The 17,367-nt window shown below is 69.3% G+C and carries 21 protein-coding genes; 10 read left to right on the top strand and 11 right to left on the bottom strand.

Annotated elements, in window-relative coordinates:
* The first annotated feature begins 47 nt into the window (after positions 1–47).
* Positions 48–779, top strand: a complete 732-nt coding sequence (locus tag OX958_RS32485; protein ID WP_270134052.1) for an NIPSNAP family protein — start codon at positions 48–50, stop codon at positions 777–779.
* Positions 780–792: 13 nt separating this feature from the next.
* Here OX958_RS32485 and OX958_RS32480 read toward each other — a convergent pair whose 3' ends face one another.
* The 6 genes from OX958_RS32480 to OX958_RS32455 all read right to left on the bottom strand — a co-directional run bounded on the left by OX958_RS32480 (position 793) and on the right by OX958_RS32455 (position 3,364).
* A complete protein-coding gene (locus OX958_RS32480) occupies positions 793–1,362 on the bottom strand; it encodes a hypothetical protein (protein WP_270134051.1) in 570 nt (189 codons plus the stop codon).
* Between the two features lies 1 nt (position 1,363).
* Positions 1,364–1,888, bottom strand: a complete 525-nt coding sequence (locus OX958_RS32475; RefSeq protein WP_270134050.1) for a DUF6286 domain-containing protein — start codon at positions 1,886–1,888, stop codon at positions 1,364–1,366.
* Positions 1,885–2,289 carry an Asp23/Gls24 family envelope stress response protein gene (locus OX958_RS32470; protein WP_270134049.1) on the bottom strand — a complete coding sequence of 135 codons (405 nt, stop codon included), beginning with the start codon at positions 2,287–2,289 and terminating at the stop codon, positions 1,885–1,887. Before OX958_RS32470 ends, OX958_RS32475 begins: the two co-directional genes overlap by 4 nt.
* Positions 2,282–2,461: a DUF2273 domain-containing protein gene (locus OX958_RS32465; RefSeq protein WP_270134048.1), complete on the bottom strand. Its 180-nt coding sequence runs from the start codon at positions 2,459–2,461 to the stop codon at positions 2,282–2,284. Before OX958_RS32465 ends, OX958_RS32470 begins: the two co-directional genes overlap by 8 nt.
* A gap of 58 nt (positions 2,462–2,519) precedes the next feature.
* A complete protein-coding gene (locus tag OX958_RS32460; RefSeq protein WP_270134047.1) occupies positions 2,520–2,771 on the bottom strand; it encodes a hypothetical protein in 252 nt (83 codons plus the stop codon).
* A gap of 119 nt (positions 2,772–2,890) precedes the next feature.
* Entirely contained in the window at positions 2,891–3,364 is a 474-nt protein-coding gene (locus tag OX958_RS32455) for an Asp23/Gls24 family envelope stress response protein (RefSeq protein WP_270134046.1), read from the bottom strand.
* A 128-nt stretch (positions 3,365–3,492) separates the two neighbouring features.
* Here OX958_RS32455 and OX958_RS32450 point away from each other — a divergent pair, with 128 nt between their 5' ends.
* The 3 genes from OX958_RS32450 to OX958_RS32440 all read left to right on the top strand — a co-directional run bounded on the left by OX958_RS32450 (position 3,493) and on the right by OX958_RS32440 (position 5,571).
* Entirely contained in the window at positions 3,493–4,065 is a 573-nt protein-coding gene (locus OX958_RS32450; protein ID WP_270134045.1) for an RNA polymerase sigma factor, read from the top strand.
* The gene (locus tag OX958_RS32445) at positions 4,062–4,496 is read left to right on the top strand and encodes a hypothetical protein (protein ID WP_270134043.1); all 435 of its coding nucleotides are present in this window, start codon (positions 4,062–4,064) and stop codon (positions 4,494–4,496) included. Before OX958_RS32450 ends, OX958_RS32445 begins: the two co-directional genes overlap by 4 nt.
* A gap of 151 nt (positions 4,497–4,647) precedes the next feature.
* Complete coding sequence (locus OX958_RS32440; RefSeq protein WP_270134042.1) at positions 4,648–5,571, top strand: serine protein kinase RIO; 924 nt, start codon at positions 4,648–4,650, stop codon at positions 5,569–5,571.
* Positions 5,572–5,576: 5 nt separating this feature from the next.
* Here the strand turns inward: OX958_RS32440 and OX958_RS32435 are convergent, their stop codons facing one another.
* A complete protein-coding gene (locus tag OX958_RS32435) occupies positions 5,577–7,232 on the bottom strand; it encodes an FAD-binding dehydrogenase (RefSeq protein ID WP_270134040.1) in 1,656 nt (551 codons plus the stop codon).
* A 101-nt stretch (positions 7,233–7,333) separates the two neighbouring features.
* Here OX958_RS32435 and OX958_RS32430 point away from each other — a divergent pair, with 101 nt between their 5' ends.
* Complete coding sequence (locus tag OX958_RS32430; RefSeq protein WP_270134038.1) at positions 7,334–9,250, top strand: DUF5107 domain-containing protein; 1,917 nt, start codon at positions 7,334–7,336, stop codon at positions 9,248–9,250.
* A gap of 189 nt (positions 9,251–9,439) precedes the next feature.
* The gene (locus tag OX958_RS32425) at positions 9,440–9,784 is read left to right on the top strand and encodes a hypothetical protein (RefSeq protein WP_270134036.1); all 345 of its coding nucleotides are present in this window, start codon (positions 9,440–9,442) and stop codon (positions 9,782–9,784) included.
* Positions 9,785–9,920: 136 nt separating this feature from the next.
* Here the strand turns inward: OX958_RS32425 and OX958_RS32420 are convergent, their stop codons facing one another.
* On the bottom strand, positions 9,921–10,583 hold the full coding sequence (locus tag OX958_RS32420; RefSeq protein ID WP_270134034.1) for a TetR/AcrR family transcriptional regulator: 663 nt from the start codon (positions 10,581–10,583) through the stop codon (positions 9,921–9,923).
* 155 nt (positions 10,584–10,738) lie between these two features.
* Here OX958_RS32420 and OX958_RS32415 point away from each other — a divergent pair, with 155 nt between their 5' ends.
* Both OX958_RS32415 and OX958_RS32410 read left to right on the top strand, forming a co-directional pair.
* The gene (locus tag OX958_RS32415; RefSeq protein WP_270134032.1) at positions 10,739–11,899 is read left to right on the top strand and encodes a phosphatidylinositol-specific phospholipase C1-like protein; all 1,161 of its coding nucleotides are present in this window, start codon (positions 10,739–10,741) and stop codon (positions 11,897–11,899) included.
* A gap of 4 nt (positions 11,900–11,903) precedes the next feature.
* Entirely contained in the window at positions 11,904–12,347 is a 444-nt protein-coding gene (locus OX958_RS32410; RefSeq protein WP_270134031.1) for an OsmC family protein, read from the top strand.
* 223 nt (positions 12,348–12,570) lie between these two features.
* Here the strand turns inward: OX958_RS32410 and OX958_RS32405 are convergent, their stop codons facing one another.
* Entirely contained in the window at positions 12,571–12,972 is a 402-nt protein-coding gene (locus tag OX958_RS32405; protein ID WP_270139217.1) for a hypothetical protein, read from the bottom strand.
* Here OX958_RS32405 and OX958_RS32400 point away from each other — a divergent pair.
* Positions 12,889–14,106, top strand: coding sequence for an RNA-guided endonuclease InsQ/TnpB family protein (locus OX958_RS32400; protein WP_270139188.1), 1,218 nt, complete (start codon positions 12,889–12,891; stop codon positions 14,104–14,106). The genes OX958_RS32405 and OX958_RS32400 overlap by 84 nt on opposite strands.
* A 39-nt stretch (positions 14,107–14,145) precedes the next feature.
* On the opposite strand, the gene OX958_RS32395 is transcribed toward OX958_RS32400, so the two are convergent.
* The gene (locus tag OX958_RS32395; RefSeq protein WP_270134029.1) at positions 14,146–15,300 is read right to left on the bottom strand and encodes an FUSC family protein; all 1,155 of its coding nucleotides are present in this window, start codon (positions 15,298–15,300) and stop codon (positions 14,146–14,148) included.
* 92 nt (positions 15,301–15,392) lie between these two features.
* Here OX958_RS32395 and OX958_RS32390 point away from each other — a divergent pair, with 92 nt between their 5' ends.
* The gene (locus OX958_RS32390; RefSeq protein WP_270134028.1) at positions 15,393–15,896 is read left to right on the top strand and encodes a DUF5709 domain-containing protein; all 504 of its coding nucleotides are present in this window, start codon (positions 15,393–15,395) and stop codon (positions 15,894–15,896) included.
* 116 nt (positions 15,897–16,012) lie between these two features.
* Here the strand turns inward: OX958_RS32390 and OX958_RS32385 are convergent, their stop codons facing one another.
* Entirely contained in the window at positions 16,013–17,350 is a 1,338-nt protein-coding gene (locus OX958_RS32385; RefSeq protein ID WP_270134027.1) for a cytochrome P450, read from the bottom strand.
* Between the last annotated feature and the right edge of the window lie 17 nt (positions 17,351–17,367).

Raw genomic sequence — 17,367 nt, 5'->3', positions numbered from 1 at the left:
AATGTCAGGTTTCACCGGTTGACTGAGGGCAACCGAAGGGAAGACGAATGAGCGCCGAGAAGTGCTGTTCCGTGGTGGATCTGCGCCAGTACACCCTGCATCCAGGGCGGCGGGACGAGCTGATCCGGATCTTCGACGAGGCGTTCGTCGAAGGACAGGAGCAGCACGGTCTGCACGTCTCCGGTCAGTTCCGCGACCTCGACGACCCGGACCGGTTCGTCTGGCTCCGTGGCTTCACCGATCTGCCGGCCCGCGCCGCGGCCTTGAACGGGTTCTACTACGGCCCCGTCTGGAAGGCGCGTGGTGGGGAAGCCAACGCAACGATGAAGGACTCGGACAACGCGCTCCTGCTACGGCCGATCGAGCTCAGCGCCGGCTATCCGAAGCTCGACACCGACCGGCCGCCGATCGGTGCCACCGAGATCCCGTCCTCCGTCGTCGCCGGAGCCGTCTACCATCGCGGCTCGGCCGACGACGGGTTCGACGAGTACTTCGCCGACCGGATCGTGCCGGTGCTGACCGGAACGGGCGCCACCCCGGTCGCCACCTTCGAGACGCTGGTTGCCGAGAACAACTTTCCGGCGCTGCCGCTGCGGGACGAGATCGTGCTCGCCTGGTTCGCGACCTTCCCGAGCGACGCCGCGTACGCCGAACATCGCCGTCAGCTGGAGTTCTCGGCGACCTGGCAGCACAAGGTGCTGCCCGAAATCGTCTGCCGCTCGGTCGCGCCACCGCAGCAACTGCAGCTGCGGCCGACCGCACGATCGCAGTTCCGCTGAACAGGTGCGGTTCTCAGACCACCCGTGGAGTCGCGGCCGGGCGACGGGCGGTGCGGAGCAGGACGCGGGCGCGCAGCTCCTCGCGCCCGACCATCTGGTGCAGCTCGGTCAGCACCTGCTCGGTGGCGAGGCGGACCTGGTCGAGATCTGCCTCGGGCTCGATCGTGGTCTTGAGCTCGGCGACCACCTCGCCCCGGTCGGTGATCAGGTGACCGGTGCAGGACCGGACGTCCGGCGTACCGGCGAGGACCTGCGCGGCGGCTCCGACGGCCGAATCGACATCGGCGCTCAGCCGGCCCGCCGCCGAACTGCCGGTCAGGGAGAGCCGGTTGATCCGGCGCCGCGGGAGGTGCCGCAGCAGCCAGCTCAAGGCCAGCAGGACAAGGAGGATCCCGGCCGCACCGATTGCCCACGGCCACCAATCCTCGGTGACCAGGGCCGGCAGGTCAGGAAGCCGGATGCGGGCCGGTGCGTCCGGGAAGACGTCGTAGCGCCAGGCGAGCGCCGCGGCGCCACTCGCGAGCAGGAGCAGGCCCAGAACGAAGGCTGCCAGCCGGTCGAGGGCGATCAGTCCACGGCCCATCTCAGTGTTCCTCCAGTCGCACGCGGGTGCGGATACGAGGTGGGCGGCTCAGCGGTGCTAGCCGGCTGGTGACCGCGGTGGTGAGTTCTTCGCCGACATGCGCGCCGTCGGTGGTGGTCACGGCCTTCACCGTGATCCTCCGCCGGCCGGCCGAAGTCGTTGCCGAAAGCACCGATCCGAGCTCCGAGGCGGCACCGGCGGCGAGGCGGGCGGCATCCTGCGGGCGGATCCAGACCGCGGAGTCACCGACCTGCCACTGCGTCGTACGGCGAGGCTTGAGCGCCGCGACCAGGAACCACAGGCCGATCAGCACCGCGGCGATGCCCGCGGGCAGCATCCAGTCAGCGGGCTCGACCAGCTTGAGGCGCTCGGCCAGCCAGCCGGACCAGGAGTCGCCCTGGACGACATCGAGCGCCTGCAGGGCGTCACGGACGGCGGCGGCGCCGAGCAGCCCGAGAGCGACGGCGGCGATGACGCCGACCGGTACCACGGCCGGAGTACGGACCGGTCGTTTGGCTTTGTTCACAACACCCTCCGCGGCTGCGCGACCGCGAGCTCGCGGACGGGAAGGACAGTGTCGATCTCCACGTCGACGGTGTCGACCACGAGACCGGTCAGCGCGTTCACCTGGCCGGCCACCGCCGTGCGGGTGTCAGCGGCGACCTGGGCGAGCGGGCGGCCCCACAGGACGGCGATCCTGAGCTGGAGCCGGACCCGCTCGCCGGTCTGCCGCGCCTCCGCACGCGGTAGACCCCGGCCGAAGGTCGCGTCCTGCCGCGCCACCCCGGGGACCCTGGTGGCCGCCACTTCGGCGATCCGCTCGGTCACCCGGGTGCTGATCTCCGTTCGCCCCCGGGTGCCCGGTTCCCCCGCGGCGGCCCCGAAGTCGGTCGCGGGGTCGGTGGCGAGCAGAGCGTCCTCAGCCACGGCGCTTCGGCCGGAAGACGTCGTCGATGGTCTTCGCGCCCTCCAGATAGCGGCCGACCGCGTAGCCGACGCCGCCGAGGACGAGCGCGAGCAAGAACCCCAGGAACCCGCCGGCCGCGGCCGCGACCGCGAGCAGCAGCCCGGCGAACAAACCGATGATCGGATAACTCACGAGATCTCCTTGGCGACAGTGACATTCAACGGACACTCAACGGACGCTGAACGGAAGCTCAGCGGGTGGTGGCAGGCACGGCGACGACATCTTCGACGGTGACGAACGCCGGCACTCCGGTCAACTCCTCGACCAGATCCCGGATCACCGCGGCGGTGGCCCGAACCGGCTCGCCCCAGACCAGCGTGACATGGACCTCGGCCCGCTCCGCGGTGATCCGGATGCCGGAGACTCGCCGCCCCGGCAGATAGGTCGCGACCTCCCCGAACACCCCGCCGTGCAGACCGACGACTCCGGGCACGGAACGCACCAGGTTCGCCACCTGCTCAGCCAGTTCGGCCTGCTGATCAGCGGCGGTGGGCGCGGGCTTCGGTGGAGCTGCCGCGGTGGGGGTTCCTCCGGGTGAGGTTCCGGAGGACGGAGGGCGGGTCACTGGACTCGGCGTTCCTGCAGGTCGTCGGTGGTGTCTTCGGTGTCGTCCTCGCCGTCGAGGTGGACGTCGCTGACGGCGATGTTGACCTCGGTGACCTCCAGGCCGGTCATCCGCTCGACCGCGCTGATCACGTTGCGGCGGATGCCCTGGGCCAGATCGGCGATGGCCACGCCGTAGTCGGCGACCACCTCGATGTCGATCGCGGCCTGCTTCTCGCCGACCTCGACCGAGACGCCCTGGGACAGGTTGGTCCGGGAGCCGGGGATCCGTTCGCGCAGCAGCCCGACGGCGCGGGCGGTGCCGCCGCCGAGGTTGTGCACGCCGGCCACTTCGCGGGCAGCGATCCCGGCGATCTTCGACACCACGGTGTCGGCGATGCTGGTCCGGCCGTAGTCGCTCACCAGAGCGCTCGGCAGCGTCTCGGCCGCGATCTCGGTGCCGATCTTGGCGTTCGAACTCGTGTCAGCCATGCTGTCCCCTCGATTTGATTGCCTACTGCAACATTTGCGCACTGCTTGACACCCGGTAGGACGAGTCGGCACCCACAGATGTCACGCCGATCGCCTAGGTTGTTCGTGTGAACGGGGTCACTGGATCGGTGCGAGTTACCGTACGGCCGCGGGCCGACGGTTGGTCGCAGGCCGGTGACGACGCGCTGCGCCGGGCCGCCGCCCTCGGGGACGCGGACGCGTTCGCGGCGGTGATCGAGCGGCACGGCCCGGCCATGTTCCGGTACGCGCGCCGTATGCTCAACGATCACGGCGATGCCGAGGAGGTGGTCCAGGATGCGTTCGTGGCCGCTTGGAAGGCGCTTCCCGACTTCCGTGGCGACGCCAAGCTGCGCACCTGGCTGTTCACTCTCACCGCCCGCAAGGCGATCGACCTGCTGCGCAAGAAGCGGCCGACTCCGGTGGAGGACGAGATGTTCACCGGGCTGGCCGGCGGTTCGGACCCGGTCGAGCCGGCCGTCCGGACCGAACTGCTCGAGGCGCTGGACGCCGCGCTGGCCGAACTGCCCGATCGGCAGCGCGCGGTCTGGCTGCTGCGTGAGGTCGAGGAGATGAGCTACCACGAGATCGCCGAGGTGCTGGTGACGACGCCGACAGTGGTGCGAGGGCAGCTGGCCCGGGCCCGCGGAGCGCTCCAGGAGAAGCTGGAGGACTGGCGATGAGCGACGACATCCTGCGCCGCGCCGCGGCCGAGGCGCGCTCGGCGTCCGAGCCGGGCTGGGTCGACATCTCCGCCTCGATCCAGCAGAAGCTGCGCTCGGTCACGCGTCGCTCCCGGCCGATCCTCGCCGAGGCCGACAACGGCGGCCCCCTGTACGTCGCCGACCACGTCCTGGTCAGCCACCTCCGGGTGGCGGTCAACGCGTTGCCTGGCTGCGAGCTCGCCCGGGTCTCGTTCGTCGGCGAGGGCGGTCATGTCACCGGCGCGGTGGTCGAGGTGATGGCGCCGTACGGGCAGGACCTCGCCGCCCTGGCCGCCCGGATCAGGACGCTCACCTTCGAGGTCGTCACCGAGCTGCTGGGTCCGGTCGAGCCGCCGTTCGGGACCGACGGCATCGACGTCACCGTCACCGATCTGACCGACCTGCGATAAATCGGTTGCGCCGCCCGGAGCCGGGCCGCATCCTGATCCCGAACCGTGCAGCTACGACTGCTGCCTGGACTAAGGAGGGCTGGACGAATGGCCATCACTGCGCTGCGGCACGTCCGCGTCAGCCTCACTTCTTTCTCCAGGAGCAGATCCGATGTCTTCCGACGTCTTTCGTACCGACCACCAACTCTCTGATCTCGACGATCGCTGGGCCCGGCCGGCCGGCGACGAACCCGAACCGGACGTGGCCGACGCCTTCGTCTTCCACTTCAGCGAAGTGGCAGAAGAACTCGCGGACGGTCAGCGCTGGTCCACCTGGCTGGATGTCGAGCGCGGTTCTCGCGGCCCGGAACCACGCCCCTCGTGGGTCGTGACGGAACAGGCCGCGATCGACACCGAGCTCGGCATCCTCAAAACCGGTAAGGAAGCCGATGTCTTCCTGCTCGAACGGGCAGTGGAGCAGATCGGCGACGCACCGTCCCGGCGGTCGTTGCTGGCCGCCAAGCGGTACCGCAGCGAGGAACACCGCTCGTTCCACCGCAGTACGTCGTACGTCGAAGGCCGGCGGACCCGCAACAGCCGTGACTCGCGGGCGATGGCGAAGAAGTCGTCGCACGGCAGGAGCGTCGCGGCCGGGCAATGGGCCTACGCGGAGTGGGACGCGCTCTGCCGGCTCTGGAAGGCCGGTGTCCCGGTGCCCTATCCGGTGCAGGTCGACGGCACCGAGCTGCTGATGGAGTTCATCGACGACGGGGACGGTGGCGCGGCGCCGCGGCTGGCGCAGGTCCGGCCCAAGGGCGAGCTGCTCGCCTCGTACTTCGAGCAGCTCCGCGACGGCATGCGCGAGCTGGCCAGGGCGGGGTTGGCCCACGGGGACCTGTCGCCGTACAACGTGCTGGCCCAGGGGGACCGGATCGTGATGATCGATCTCCCGCAGGTGGTCGACATCGTCGGCAACCCGAAGGGGATGGACTTCCTGCTCCGCGACTGCCACAACATGTGCACGTGGTTCACCAGCCGCGGCCTGGAGGTCGACGAACAGGAACTCTTCGCCGACCTGCTGACGATGGTGTTCTAGGACGGCTAGGAAACCGCCTTGGCGGCGGCGCGACCCGCGGTCCGGCCCGTGAAGAGGCACCCTCCGACGAAGGTGCCTTCGAGCGAGCGGTACCCGTGCATCCCGCCGCCGCCGAAGCCGGCCACCTCGCCGGCCGCGTAGACGCCCGGCAGCGGCGTGCCGTCGGCCCGGAGGACGCGGGAGTCGAGGTCGGTCTGCAGACCGCCGAGTGACTTGCGGGTCAGGATGTTCAGCTTCACCGCGATCAGCGGACCGGCCTTGGGGTCGAGGATCTTGTGCGGCGGCGCGACCCGGATCAGCTTGTCGCCGCGGTAGTTGCGGGCACCGCGCAGCGCCGTCACCTGCAGGTCCTTGGTGAAGGTGTTGTCCAGTTCGCGGTCGCGGGCCAGGATCTGGCGTTCCAGTTCGGAGTACTCGATCAGGTCCGAGCCGGTCACCTCGTTCATCCCGCGGACCAGGTCGGACAGGTTGGTGCGGACGACGAAGTCGGCGCCCTTGTCCATGAACGCCTGCACCGGCACGGTCGCGCCGCCCTTGGCCCGGCCGAGGACACCTCTGATGTCCTTGCCGGTCAGGTCGGGGTTCTGCTCCTGCCCCGACAGCGCGAACTCCTTCTCGATGATCTTCTGGGTCAGCACGAACCAGCTGTAGTCGTAGCCGGTCCGCATGATGTGCTCGAGCGTGCCCAGGGTGTCGAAACCGGGGAACAGCGGCACCGGCAGCCGCTTGCCGGTGGCGTCGAACCAGAGCGAGGACGGCCCGGGCAGGATCCGGATCCCGTGCATCGGCCAGATCGGGTCCCAGTTCCGGATGCCCTCGGTGTAGTGCCACATCCGGTCGCGGTTCACGTACCGGCCGCCGGCCGCCTCGGTGATCCCGAGCATCCGGCCGTCCACGTGCGCCGGTACGCCGGAGATCATCTCCTTCGGCGGCTTGCCCATCCGCTCCGGCCACGACGAGCGGACCAGGTCGTGGTTGCCGCCGATGCCGCCCGACGTCACGATCACCGCCTGCGCGGTCAGCGCGAAGTCCGCCACCTCGGTCCGCGAACTGGTGACGCCACGCGCGACGTCGCTCGGCTCGAGCACCTTGCCGCTGACGCCGTCGACGACCCCGCCGGTCACGGTCAGCTCGTCGACGCGGTGCCGGAAGCGGAACTCCACCAGGCCCTTCGCGACGGCCTCGCGAACCCGGCGCTCGAAGGGCGCGACCAGCCCGGGTCCGGTGCCCCAGGTGATGTGGAAGCGGGGGACGGAGTTGCCGTGGCCGTCGGCGTTGTAGCCACCGCGCTCGGCCCAGCCGACGACCGGGAAGAACCGGACGCCCTGGGCGTGCAGCCACGAACGCTTCTCGCCCGCGGCGAAGTCGACGTACGCCTCGGCCCACTGCCGGGCCCACTGGTCCTCGTCGTCCAGCCGGTCGAAACCGGCGGAGCCGAGCCAGTCCTGGAAGGCGAGATCGCGGGAGTCCTTGATGCCCATCCGGCGCTGCTCGGGCGAGTCCACGAACATCAGGCCGCCGAACGACCAGAACGCCTGCCCACCGAGCGAGGCCTCCGGCTCCTGGTCGAGCAGCAACACCTTCTTGCCCGCGTCGGCCAGCTCGGCGGTGGCCGCCAGCCCGGCCAGTCCGGCTCCCACCACGATCACGTCTGCATCCATTGGTGCCCATCCCCTCGCGTCGGTCGTCCATGTATAGCCGACTGGCTGGTAACCCCGAACCGCGCTGGACGTAATTGCGCAAAATTGCAAGAATTTACTGAGTGACGACCCTTTTCGCGCAAGACCTCGTCCTGCCCACCGCCGATCTCGGGGCGGAGAACCCGCTGCCGCCGCTGCGCTCGCTGCAGGAGCTGCACCAGATCGACAACCTCGCCGAGCTCTCGCCGGAGATGCGCGAGAGCGTCGGCTACGGCCGGCTCGGCAGCACTCTGCCGTGTCTCGATCAGGACGGCTACGGCCGCGAGTTGGTCGAGCGCGCGTTGCCCTCGCTGGTTCTGGAGAACAGTCACCTCCGGGCGACGATCCTGCCGAGCCTGGGCGGCCGGCTCTACTCGCTGGTGCACAAGGCGAGCGGTCAGGAGTTGCTGTACCGCAACCCGGTACTGCAGCCGGCCAATCTCGCGCTGCGCAACGCCTGGTTCGCGGGCGGCGTCGAGTGGAACCTCGGCAGCACGGGGCACTGGACCGGTACCTGCGCGCCGATGCACGCGGCTCGCGTCGAGGGCCCGGACGGTACGCCGGTACTGCGCCTGTGGGAGCTGGAGCGCACCCGCAACCTGGTCGTCCAGCTGGACTTCTGGCTACCCGAGGACTCCGGCCAGCTGTATGTCGGGGCACGGATCCAGAATCCGTCGAGCGAGACGGTTCCGGCGTACTGGTGGTCGAACATCGCGGTCGAGCAGTCCCCGGGGACGCGGGTGCTCGCCCCGGCGGACCAGGCCTGGCGGTTCGGCTACGGCAATCGGCTCGACCTGGTCGGCGTACCGGAGTACGAGGGGAGTGACCTGACCTACCCGATGCGGCACCAGCGCGCGGTCGACTTCTTCTTCGAACTGCGGCCGGACGAGCGGCCGTGGATCGCCTCGGTCGATGCTGAAGGCAACGGCTTGGCGCAGGCCTCGACGGATCGGCTGCGCGGGCGGAAGCTCTTCGTGTGGGGCGAGGCCGAAGGTGGGCGGCGCTGGCAGGAGTGGCTCGCGCCGGGGTTGCAGGGCCACGGGTACGCCGAGATCCAGGCCGGCCTGGCGCGAACCCAGATGGAACACCTGAAGTTGCCTGCCGCAACTGACTGGCAGTGGCTGGAAGCCTATGGGCGCGTCTCGGTCGATCCTGAGGTCGCGCATGCGGAGGACTGGAAGGCGGCGCGCACCGCGACGAGCGCAGTACTGGAACCGGTGCTGGCGTCGTTGGCCACCAGGGAAGCGGATTGGCTGACCGTCATCGACGCCGAGCCGGTCGAGCTTCTTGCTCAAGGGTCCGGGTGGGGCGCGCTGGAGTTGCGGCGTACGGGGTGGACAGTCTCTGCCGGTACGCCGTTCGCCGGCACCACGATGACCGAGCGCGAGCGTGCCTGGTTGCCGGTGCTGGAAGGACGAATGCCGGAGCCGGAGTCAGCAGAGGCAGCGCCGGACGGCACGTTGGTCGGCTGGAAGGACCTGCTCGAAGCCGTCGAGGACGACAACTGGCTGATCTGGTACCACCGCGGCGTCGCCCGCTGGTACGCCGACGACGAAGCGGGTGCGATCGAAGCGTGGCAGCAGTCGCTGGAGCGCCGGCCGACCGTCTGGGCCAGCCGCAATCTCGCTGTCTCCTCGGACGACAGCAAGCTGTGGGAACTGGCGATCAGGCAGACGCGGGGCGACCTGCTAGCGCTGTCGGTGGAGGCGCTCGACTGGGCCGTGGAGAAGCGCGACGACCGGCTTGCCGCCGAGATCTACGAGAAGGCCTCGGCGACAGTGCGATCGCAGCCGCGGATCAAGCTGGCCTGGGTCAAGCACCTGCTGCAGACCGGCGACGCGGCCGGCGCGCAGGCCTTGCTGGACGAGGGAATCGAGCTTGCCGGGCTGCGCGAGGGCGGGAACCCGTTGGCGGAGTACTGGCAGTGGGCGCAGCGTGAACTGGGAACGTCACGGCCGGTGCCGTCGCGGTATCAGTTCGGCATGGCGGGCGACAGCTGAAACACAATTGTCCTTACGTGGGAACCGACTGGACTCAGCCGCCGTCCCACCGTTGTGCGGGAAGCCCCGCGCAGCCAGTTTCGACAAACGACCGCGTCGCCAGCGGGCGGCGCGTCGGGGGTGAGTGCCATGTTGACTATCGTTGTATTCGGTGGTTTAGGCCTGGTGCTGCTGGTCACGGCATGCATCGTGGCAGACATCGTTGCGGGCGTCCGGCGCCGCAGCGACGGGATCGAGAAGACAGCCGGACGAGTGACGCGGGTGCGGGGACCGGTCCGCGGACAGCTCGAAAGTGGTGCGACGGCGGAATGCCTGGAGATCACCGTCGAGTACTACACGCGGCACGGTGAGGGCCCGTTCCAGGTCCAGCGGATGATTCCGCTGGCCTCGGCGAGCACCTACGCCAAGAACGACCGGGTGATCGTCAGCTACGACATCCGGGCGCCCCGCCGGGCCCGGATCGCGGGCAAGGTCAGCCACTGGCCGCAGATCGGGCCGCGGTCACCGGCGCCGCAGCCACAACCCCAGCGGTAGGTCCCTACTTCCCAGCCGGTACGACGCCGGCGCGCAGTACCTCCCTCGCTCGACGGCGGGGGACTTCTGATTTGACGATGTGTGTTGCTCGAGCCAGCGCCTCCGGCTCGAGCAACAGGTGTTTCCGGGCCGTCACTCAGGCAGGTGGTTCGGCCGGCAGGTGTGACTCGAGCAGGTGATGCAGGGCCGGCCGGCCCTGAGCCAGCACGTACTCCGCGTCCGCGGCGGGCAGCCGATCCGCCAGATGGGCCAGCGCCTCGCCCATCGCGATCGTCAGCGTGACCGTCATCCGGAACTCGTGGCTGTCCTTCGCCCCGAACCGCAGCGCCAGCAGCTCCGCGAACTCGCCCGCGTGCTGGTCGTCGAACTCGCCCGGGGTCGCCTCCAGGTCGGGATCGCCCAGACCGCTCAGCACCACCGCGCGGAAGCCCGGGTCGGTGGTGTGCATCTCGCGGAAGGTGTCCAGCGTGACGTCGACGGCTTCGCGCCAGTCCGCCACCACGGCCAGCCGCTCGCGCACCGTCTCGGTGTAGCGGTTCTGGTTGCGGCGCTCGATCGCCTGGATCAGGGTTCGCTTATCGGGGAAGTAGCGGTACACGCTGCCGACCGCGATCTGGGCGCGACGGGCGATGCTGCTGGTCGAGGCGGCGTCGTAGCCGCGCTCGACCACCTCGGCGCAGGCCGCGTCCAGGATGCGCTCGACCTGGCGGTTGGCCCGGTCCTGGGTCGGCGTCCGGCGCAGCGGGTACGCCGTACCGGCGTCCGCTCCCGGCTCCTCGCCGGCGGATGTGGTGACCATGTGTTCATTGTGCCTCCATCCGGCGACAACGTTGCCAACTCCACCGCTTCGGCAGCACACGGTTTCCTGTCAGCTTGCGGTCAGCCGGATGACACCGGTCCGGGCAAGAATCGCGGCAGCCCGATCCGTCCGCTTCACCGAAAGTGGGAGAACACATGCAGCTCAGCAGAAAACTGGTCGCGGGACTCGCGTCCGTGGCGGTCGCCGGTGGCGGTCTCGCCGGCAGCGCCGCGCTGCCCGGCGACGCGGCGGCGAAGACCTCCGGTGGCGCGGTGAGGATGAACCAGCTCCAGCAGATCGGATCGCACAACTCCTACCACCGTGAACTGAGCCCGAACGAGCAGAAGGCGCAGCAGCAGCTGAACCCGGGCTCCGTCGATCTCTGGTACTCCCACGCCTCGATCCCGCAGCAACTGACGGACCAGAACGTCCGGACCCTGGAGCTCGACCTGTTCCCGGATCCGGCCGGTGGGCTCTACACCTACCCGCTGATCCGTAAGCTGACCGGCCAGGGGCCGCTCACCGACCCGGCGCTCGCACAGCCCGGGATCAAGGTGATGCACGTCGCCGACTTCGACTACAACACCAACTGCCGGACCTTCGTGCTGTGCCTGCGGCAGGTCAAGGCCTGGAGCGATCAGCACCCGGACGCGGCACCGATCACGATCAACCTGGAGCTGAAGCAGTCCGATCCGCAGGTCGTCGCGGCCGGCGGCGTCAAGGCGCCACCGTGGGATCTGGCCAACCTGAACAGCGTGGACGCCGAGATCCGCTCGGTCTTCGGCGAGGACGACCTGCTGTCGCCCGACGACGTCCGCAAGCCGGGCCTGACCCTGGAGCAGTCGGTGCTGACGAAGGGCTGGCCGACGCTCAAGCAGGCTCGCGGCAAGGTGCTGTTCTACTTCGACAACGGCGGGCCGGGCCAGGTGCGCGACCTGTACCGCGAGGGCAAGCCGAACCTCGAAGGCCGTGCCGTCTTCACTCGCGGTCCCGAGGGCGAGGCGGACGCCGCGATCACCCAGGTGAACGACCCGCGGGGAGCCAACCAGGCCGAGATCCGGCGGCTGGTCAAGAAGGGCTACCTGGTCCGGACCCGCTCCGACGAGCCGCTCTCGACGATCCGGGCGAACGAGACCAGCCGGGTCGGCGTCGCGCTGGCCAGCGGAGCGCAGTACGTGACGACGGACTTCCCGGTCGCCGGGATGGCCTCGCGGTACGACAGTGACTTCGTCGCGGATCTGCCTGGGCCGTTCGCCGTACGATTCAATCCCGTCTCGGGGCCGTTGGGGCAGCGAGGGGCAGTCGCGGAGAGGTGATCCCATGTCGGAGCACGTGGTCGACGTCCGGTGGAGCCGTGGTGAGCACGAGTTCACCTACCAGAGCTACAACCGTGACCACGAGTGGCGTTTCGACGGCGGAGTGACGGTGCCCGGGTCGGCCAACCCGGCGTACCTGGGGACGGACTCCGGCACGGTTGACCCGGAGGAGGCCTTCGTGGCGGCGCTGTCGTCGTGCCACATGCTCACCTTCCTCGCGATCGCGGCGAAGAAACGGCTGGTGGTCGACTCGTACGTCGATCACGCGGTCGGGGTGATGGCCAAGAACGAGGCCGGCCGGACGGCGATCACGAAGGTGACGCTGCACCCGGTGATCACGTTCGCGGGCGAGACACCCGACCAGGCGGTGCTGGACCGGTTGCACCATTTGTCGCATCAGGAGTGCTTCATCGCGAACTCGGTGACCACCGAAGTGGTGGTGGGGTAGGAAAAGAAAGAACCACCCGGGCCGGCCTGAGCCTCGCGCAATCGGCGTCAGGATGACCAGCGGGTGGTTCTTTTCGGGTGCTCGCTGTGGCTGAGCACCCGGTGACGGGGCAGGCGACGCGCTCGCACAAGGGCGCCTCTTGCGTCGTGCGACGTCCGTGCGATCTACCTCGGTGGGGAAGATCGTCCGGGGGCGCCGCCTGCCCGTCCGTCCGGTTCGCGCCTTACTGCTCGGCGGCGGCGTCGCTCCGGTCGTCGGTGGGGACCACTGAGGCGGCCGTGGCGGCCGTCTTGTCGCTGCGGTCATCGCGGCGCAGCTGAACCTGCTCGCTGGCGATGACTGTCATCAGTCGGTGGATCGTCATGCTGGTGAGACGCACCAGGTCACCAGGTATGACGGAGATTTCCAGAAACTTTTTTGGTGTGAGCGGTGACACACTGTCAGCTTCTGATTGTCGGTGGTCCTGTCTAGCGTTGCCGGCGTGAGTATCCGGCAGCGTCTCTATCCAAGGCCCGACCAAGCCGTCGGGCTCAGGAAACATGTGGATGACGCTCGTTTCGTATTCAACCTCGGCCTCGAACAGCGTTCTTTCTGGCGGCGGGAAAAACACGATCGCGGCTCCCATCCCGAGCACGGGAGTCTGGACGCCGTACGCATCACCAAAGCAACACAGATGCGCGAGCTGACACGGCTTCGAGTTGAGCTACCGTGGCTTCGCGCAGGCTCGTCATCAGTGCAGCAGGCAGCATTACGGGACCTTGACCAGGCGTTCGCGAACTTCTACGCAGGGCGGGCCAGATATCCGGTGTTCAAGCGCCGGGATGACCGAGTCGGTGGGTTTGTGGTGCGGGATTTTGCTGTCCGTCGACTGAATCGAAGGTGGGGCACGGTCACCGTGCCAAAGGTCGGCCGGGTGCGGTTCAGGCTCAGTCGAAGCTGGGCAGAGATCACGCAGGGCACTTCGGCCCGCATCACCCTTCGTCATGGCCGCTGGCATGTCGCGCTTACCACTCCCCCCGCGGCGAAGGTCTTGTCCGGGTCGGAGTCGACGGCAGGGATCGATCGGGGCGTGAGAAACACTCTCGCCACCAGCGACGGCCGGATGTTCCAGGCTCCTGCGCTCACTGCCGTCGAGCGAGCGCGGCTCCTGCTCCTGGAGCGGCGGTTGACGCGGCAGACCAAGCATGTACTTCGCCGGAAGAATGGTGGCTCACGTCGCCGTCAGGCCACGCTGGACCAGATGGCGGTACTGCGGAGAAGGCTGGCGAACCGGCGTACCGACTGGATCGAGCAGACCACCACACGTCTTGCTTCCGGCTATGCCTTGATCGCGGTCGAGGACCTCCGGGTCAGGAACATGGTTCGGCGGCCGGCCACGAAGCCTGATCCCGACCAGCCAGGGGCGTTCCTGCCCAACGGATCCAGAGCTAAATCCGGATTGAATCGGTCGATTCTCGCGTCGCTGTGGGGAAGGTTCCAGACCAGACTCGAGGACAAGATGGGTTCGGCTCGCGTGGTGCGGGTGAACCCGACGAACACCAGTCGGACTTGCGCGGCCTGTGGGCACTGCGCACCCGGAAACCGCGAGAGCCAAGCGGTCTTCGAGTGCGAAGCCTGTGGACATCTGGCTCATGCCGACACCAATGCCGCGGTGGTGATCCTCAACCGCGCCCTGAGCAGTCTCCCGGCCGCAGGACATGCGGTGTCCGGGCGCAGAAGCCCAGCCCCGGCTGGCAGCGCCAATCAACCGGCCGCCTAGCGGTCGAGAATCCCTGGTGCACTCCGGGGAGAATGTCAACTACTTCTCGTCCAGGCCGTCCGGTCTGAGGGGGACCAGGGCCCGGGCTTCGTCGTAGGTGGTGCCGGTGAGTTCGAGCAGGTCCACGACGGTGGAGCGGATCTGGCCGAGGACCACCACGGCGGAGAGGCCGGGTGGGGTGGGGAGGACCGCGGTACGGCGGCCGAGCTCGCCCAGGACGCGGTGGGCGGCGACGTCGGCGGCGGGTTCGAAGAGGGACTCGGCGATCAGCCGGGTGCCGTCGGCGAGGCGGTCGAGCAGGAGCGGGTACTCCTCGGGCATCCGTTCGTCGCGCCAGACGGAGACCGCGGCGCGGCGGACGAGGACGCGGACGTTGCGGATCGCGCGGTCGAGCGGGATCACCAGGTCGGCGATCTCCTGCACCCGGCCGCGGTGCCGGCGGCGGAACGGGGACAGCTGGACGACCGCGACGCCTTCCTGAGCCGCGCTGCGGAGGTCGTCCAGCAGGCTCTCGCTCTCGCGGGCGCGGCGGAGGGCGTCGGTGAGCGCCGCTTCGTCGTGAGCGCGCAGACCGTCGGCGGTCGCGATCAGGATCGCGGCGAGCTCGTTGAGTACGCCGGTCGCTTGTTGCCTCGGGCGCCTGATCGCGGCCGCGGGGGCGATGGTCGCCGCCGCCAGAGCGACCACGCCGCCCAGTACGGCGTCCAGCCAGCGGTTGAAGGCGGCGCCGTCGCTGGGCAGCAGGGTGGTCACGATCGCGGCCTGGACGCCGGCCTGGGTGGTCATCAGGGTGCCTGCGCCGAGCAGCACCGCGATGCTCATCGCCAGCGCGACGACGAAGACGATCTGGACGACGCCGGTGCCGAACAACCGGACGAAGAGATCGCCGACGCCCACCCCGACGGCGACGCCGACCATCACCTCGGCGACCCGGCGCAGGCGCTGACCGAAGCTGAAGCCGAGGCAGACCATCGCCGCGACCGGGGCGAAGAACGGTTGCTGGTGGCCGAGGGCGTAGCGGGCCAGCGCCCAGGCGAGGGCGGCGGCCAGGGCGCACTGGGCGATGAAGAAGGCGCGGTCGCGCCAGCGCTCGAGGCGGCGGTTGACCGACGCGCGCGAGCGGCGGGCGGCCCGGGGCGCGATGTCGACGCGCAGTTCGCGCAACTGCTCCAGGGTCAGCCGGACCGGGTCCATCTGTCCATCATCGGGGATGTCGGCGGACAGCGGCGGCCGGGGCTGCCGGGTGCCGCCTTGATTCGGGTGGCCCGGACAGCGAGGGTGGTGGCATGACCGACAACAACCGTGAGGACTACGGCAACTACAGCGTCGACGACGAGGACCAGTTGCAGGCTTCGGACACGCTGAACGACCGGGGCGTGGACGACCTGCTGGACGAGGGCTACTCGCCGCCGGAGAAGTGGTCCGCGGGCGAAGGCTTCGGCACCACCGCCGACGAGGCGCTGGAGGGCGAGACGCTGGACCAGCGAATCGCGCAGGAGGAGCCGGACATCGACCCGTACGCCGAGGACGGCGAGAACGTCGGCGGTCCGGAGGTCGGGCAGGTCCGCTCCGGGCGGCTGGTCGCGCCGGACCAGGGCGCCGGGGACGACGAGGAGAAGGATCTGGTGGCCGCGGACGTCGGCTTCGACGGTGCGGCGGCCAGTGCGGAGGAGGCGGCTGTCCACGTCATCGACGACGACGAGCCGTTCGAGCTGGACGGGGACGACGAGAGCGGGCTGGATGCCGTCCGCGACGTGGATCTCGGTGATGTGGGGGATCTGGAGGACTGACCACGGGGTTTCCGTGGTTGCTGCTGCGTGATGGCGGCGGGCACCTCGTCTGAGGGTCTCGCCGCCGCGCTGCGGAAGTTGAACGGAGCCGTTGGTTGCCGGTCGCCTAGTTGGAGCTAGGTGCGCTTCGTGGCGGTGATGGTGCAGCCGTTGGCGGGAACCAGGGTGACGTTGCGGGGTTTGGCTGGTTCGGGGGTGGGATCCGGCGCCTGTACGTCGTACTGGGTGAGGGCCGCGCGGAGGATCTCGGTGGACTCCAGCAGGGAGAAGCCGGCGCCGATGCAGCGGCGGGTGCCGCCGCCGAAGGGGATCCAGGTGCCGGGGGCGGGCGGAGTGTCGCCGAGGAAGCGGTCCGGGCGGAAGATGCGGGCGTCGGAGAAGTTCTGCTCGTCGCTATGGACCAGACCGATCGCGGCCATCAGGGTGGTGCCTCGGGGAAGGCGGTAGCCGGCGATCTCGGCCGTCGCGGTGAGCCGACGGCCCACCTGGTAGACGACCGGATGCAGGCGAAGTGCTTCCTTGCCCATGGCATCCAGGTAGGCGTCGTCGCCGGCGTCGGCGGCCTGCTGACCGGCTCGGAGCTGGTCGGGTCGCCGCGCCAACTCGTGGAAGGCCCAGGCCAGCGAGGTCGCGGTGGTCTCGTGGCCGGCCAGCAGCAGAGTGACCAGCTGATCGCGGAGTTCGACGTCCGACCAGGTGCCGGCGGCAAGCAGTTTCGACAGTACGTCGTTGCGCTCGGCAAGCTTCGGGTCGGTCCGCCGGCGGGCGATCTCGTCGTACAGGATCTCGTCGACCTGCCGCTGGGCGCGCAGGAACGTCCGCCACGGGGGCAGCTCGAGCAGGACCGGGTAGAAGCCGCCGAGCATGATCACCGGTCCGACCGAGACGATCTTCTCGACCAGCGGGCGCAACCGGTCCAGCCGGTCCGAGTCCGTCACGCCGAAGACCACCTGCAGGATCACCTCGAGGGTGAGGTCGCGCATCCGGTCGTGCAGCCGGAACGGCGTACCGACCGGCCACTTCCCGACCTCGTCCCGCGCCAGCCGGGCGATCATCTCGGCGTACCCGCGCAGCGCGTGCCCGTTGAAGGCCGGCATCAGCTGCCGCCGCATCCGGACATGGTCCTCGTCGTCGACCAGCAGCAACGAGTGCTGCCCCATGATCGGCGCCAGCGCGGTGTTGCCCTCACCCGCGTGCGCGATCGACGGCGGCGTACCGAACACCTCGCGGATGTGCTCCGGTCTGCTCAGCACCACCACGACCCGGCTCGACGGAACCAGCCGGATCGTGAACACATCCCCGTACCGCGCCCGCAGCCGCGGGAAGAACGTCTTGCGATGCCGCGCGAACATCACCGTCTGGACGAACGTCGGCAGCCGCGATCCGGGCGGCAGCGAGCGCGCGGTCTCCCGATCGAGCGTGCGTGCTCCGAGCAAGGGCGTAGGCGGGGTCATGGCACCTCCCAGGTCTC

Source organism: Kribbella sp. CA-293567 (genome assembly GCF_027627575.1).
Lineage (GTDB): Bacteria > Actinomycetota > Actinomycetes > Propionibacteriales > Kribbellaceae > Kribbella.
This window is presented reverse-complemented; position numbering and strand designations above follow the sequence as displayed.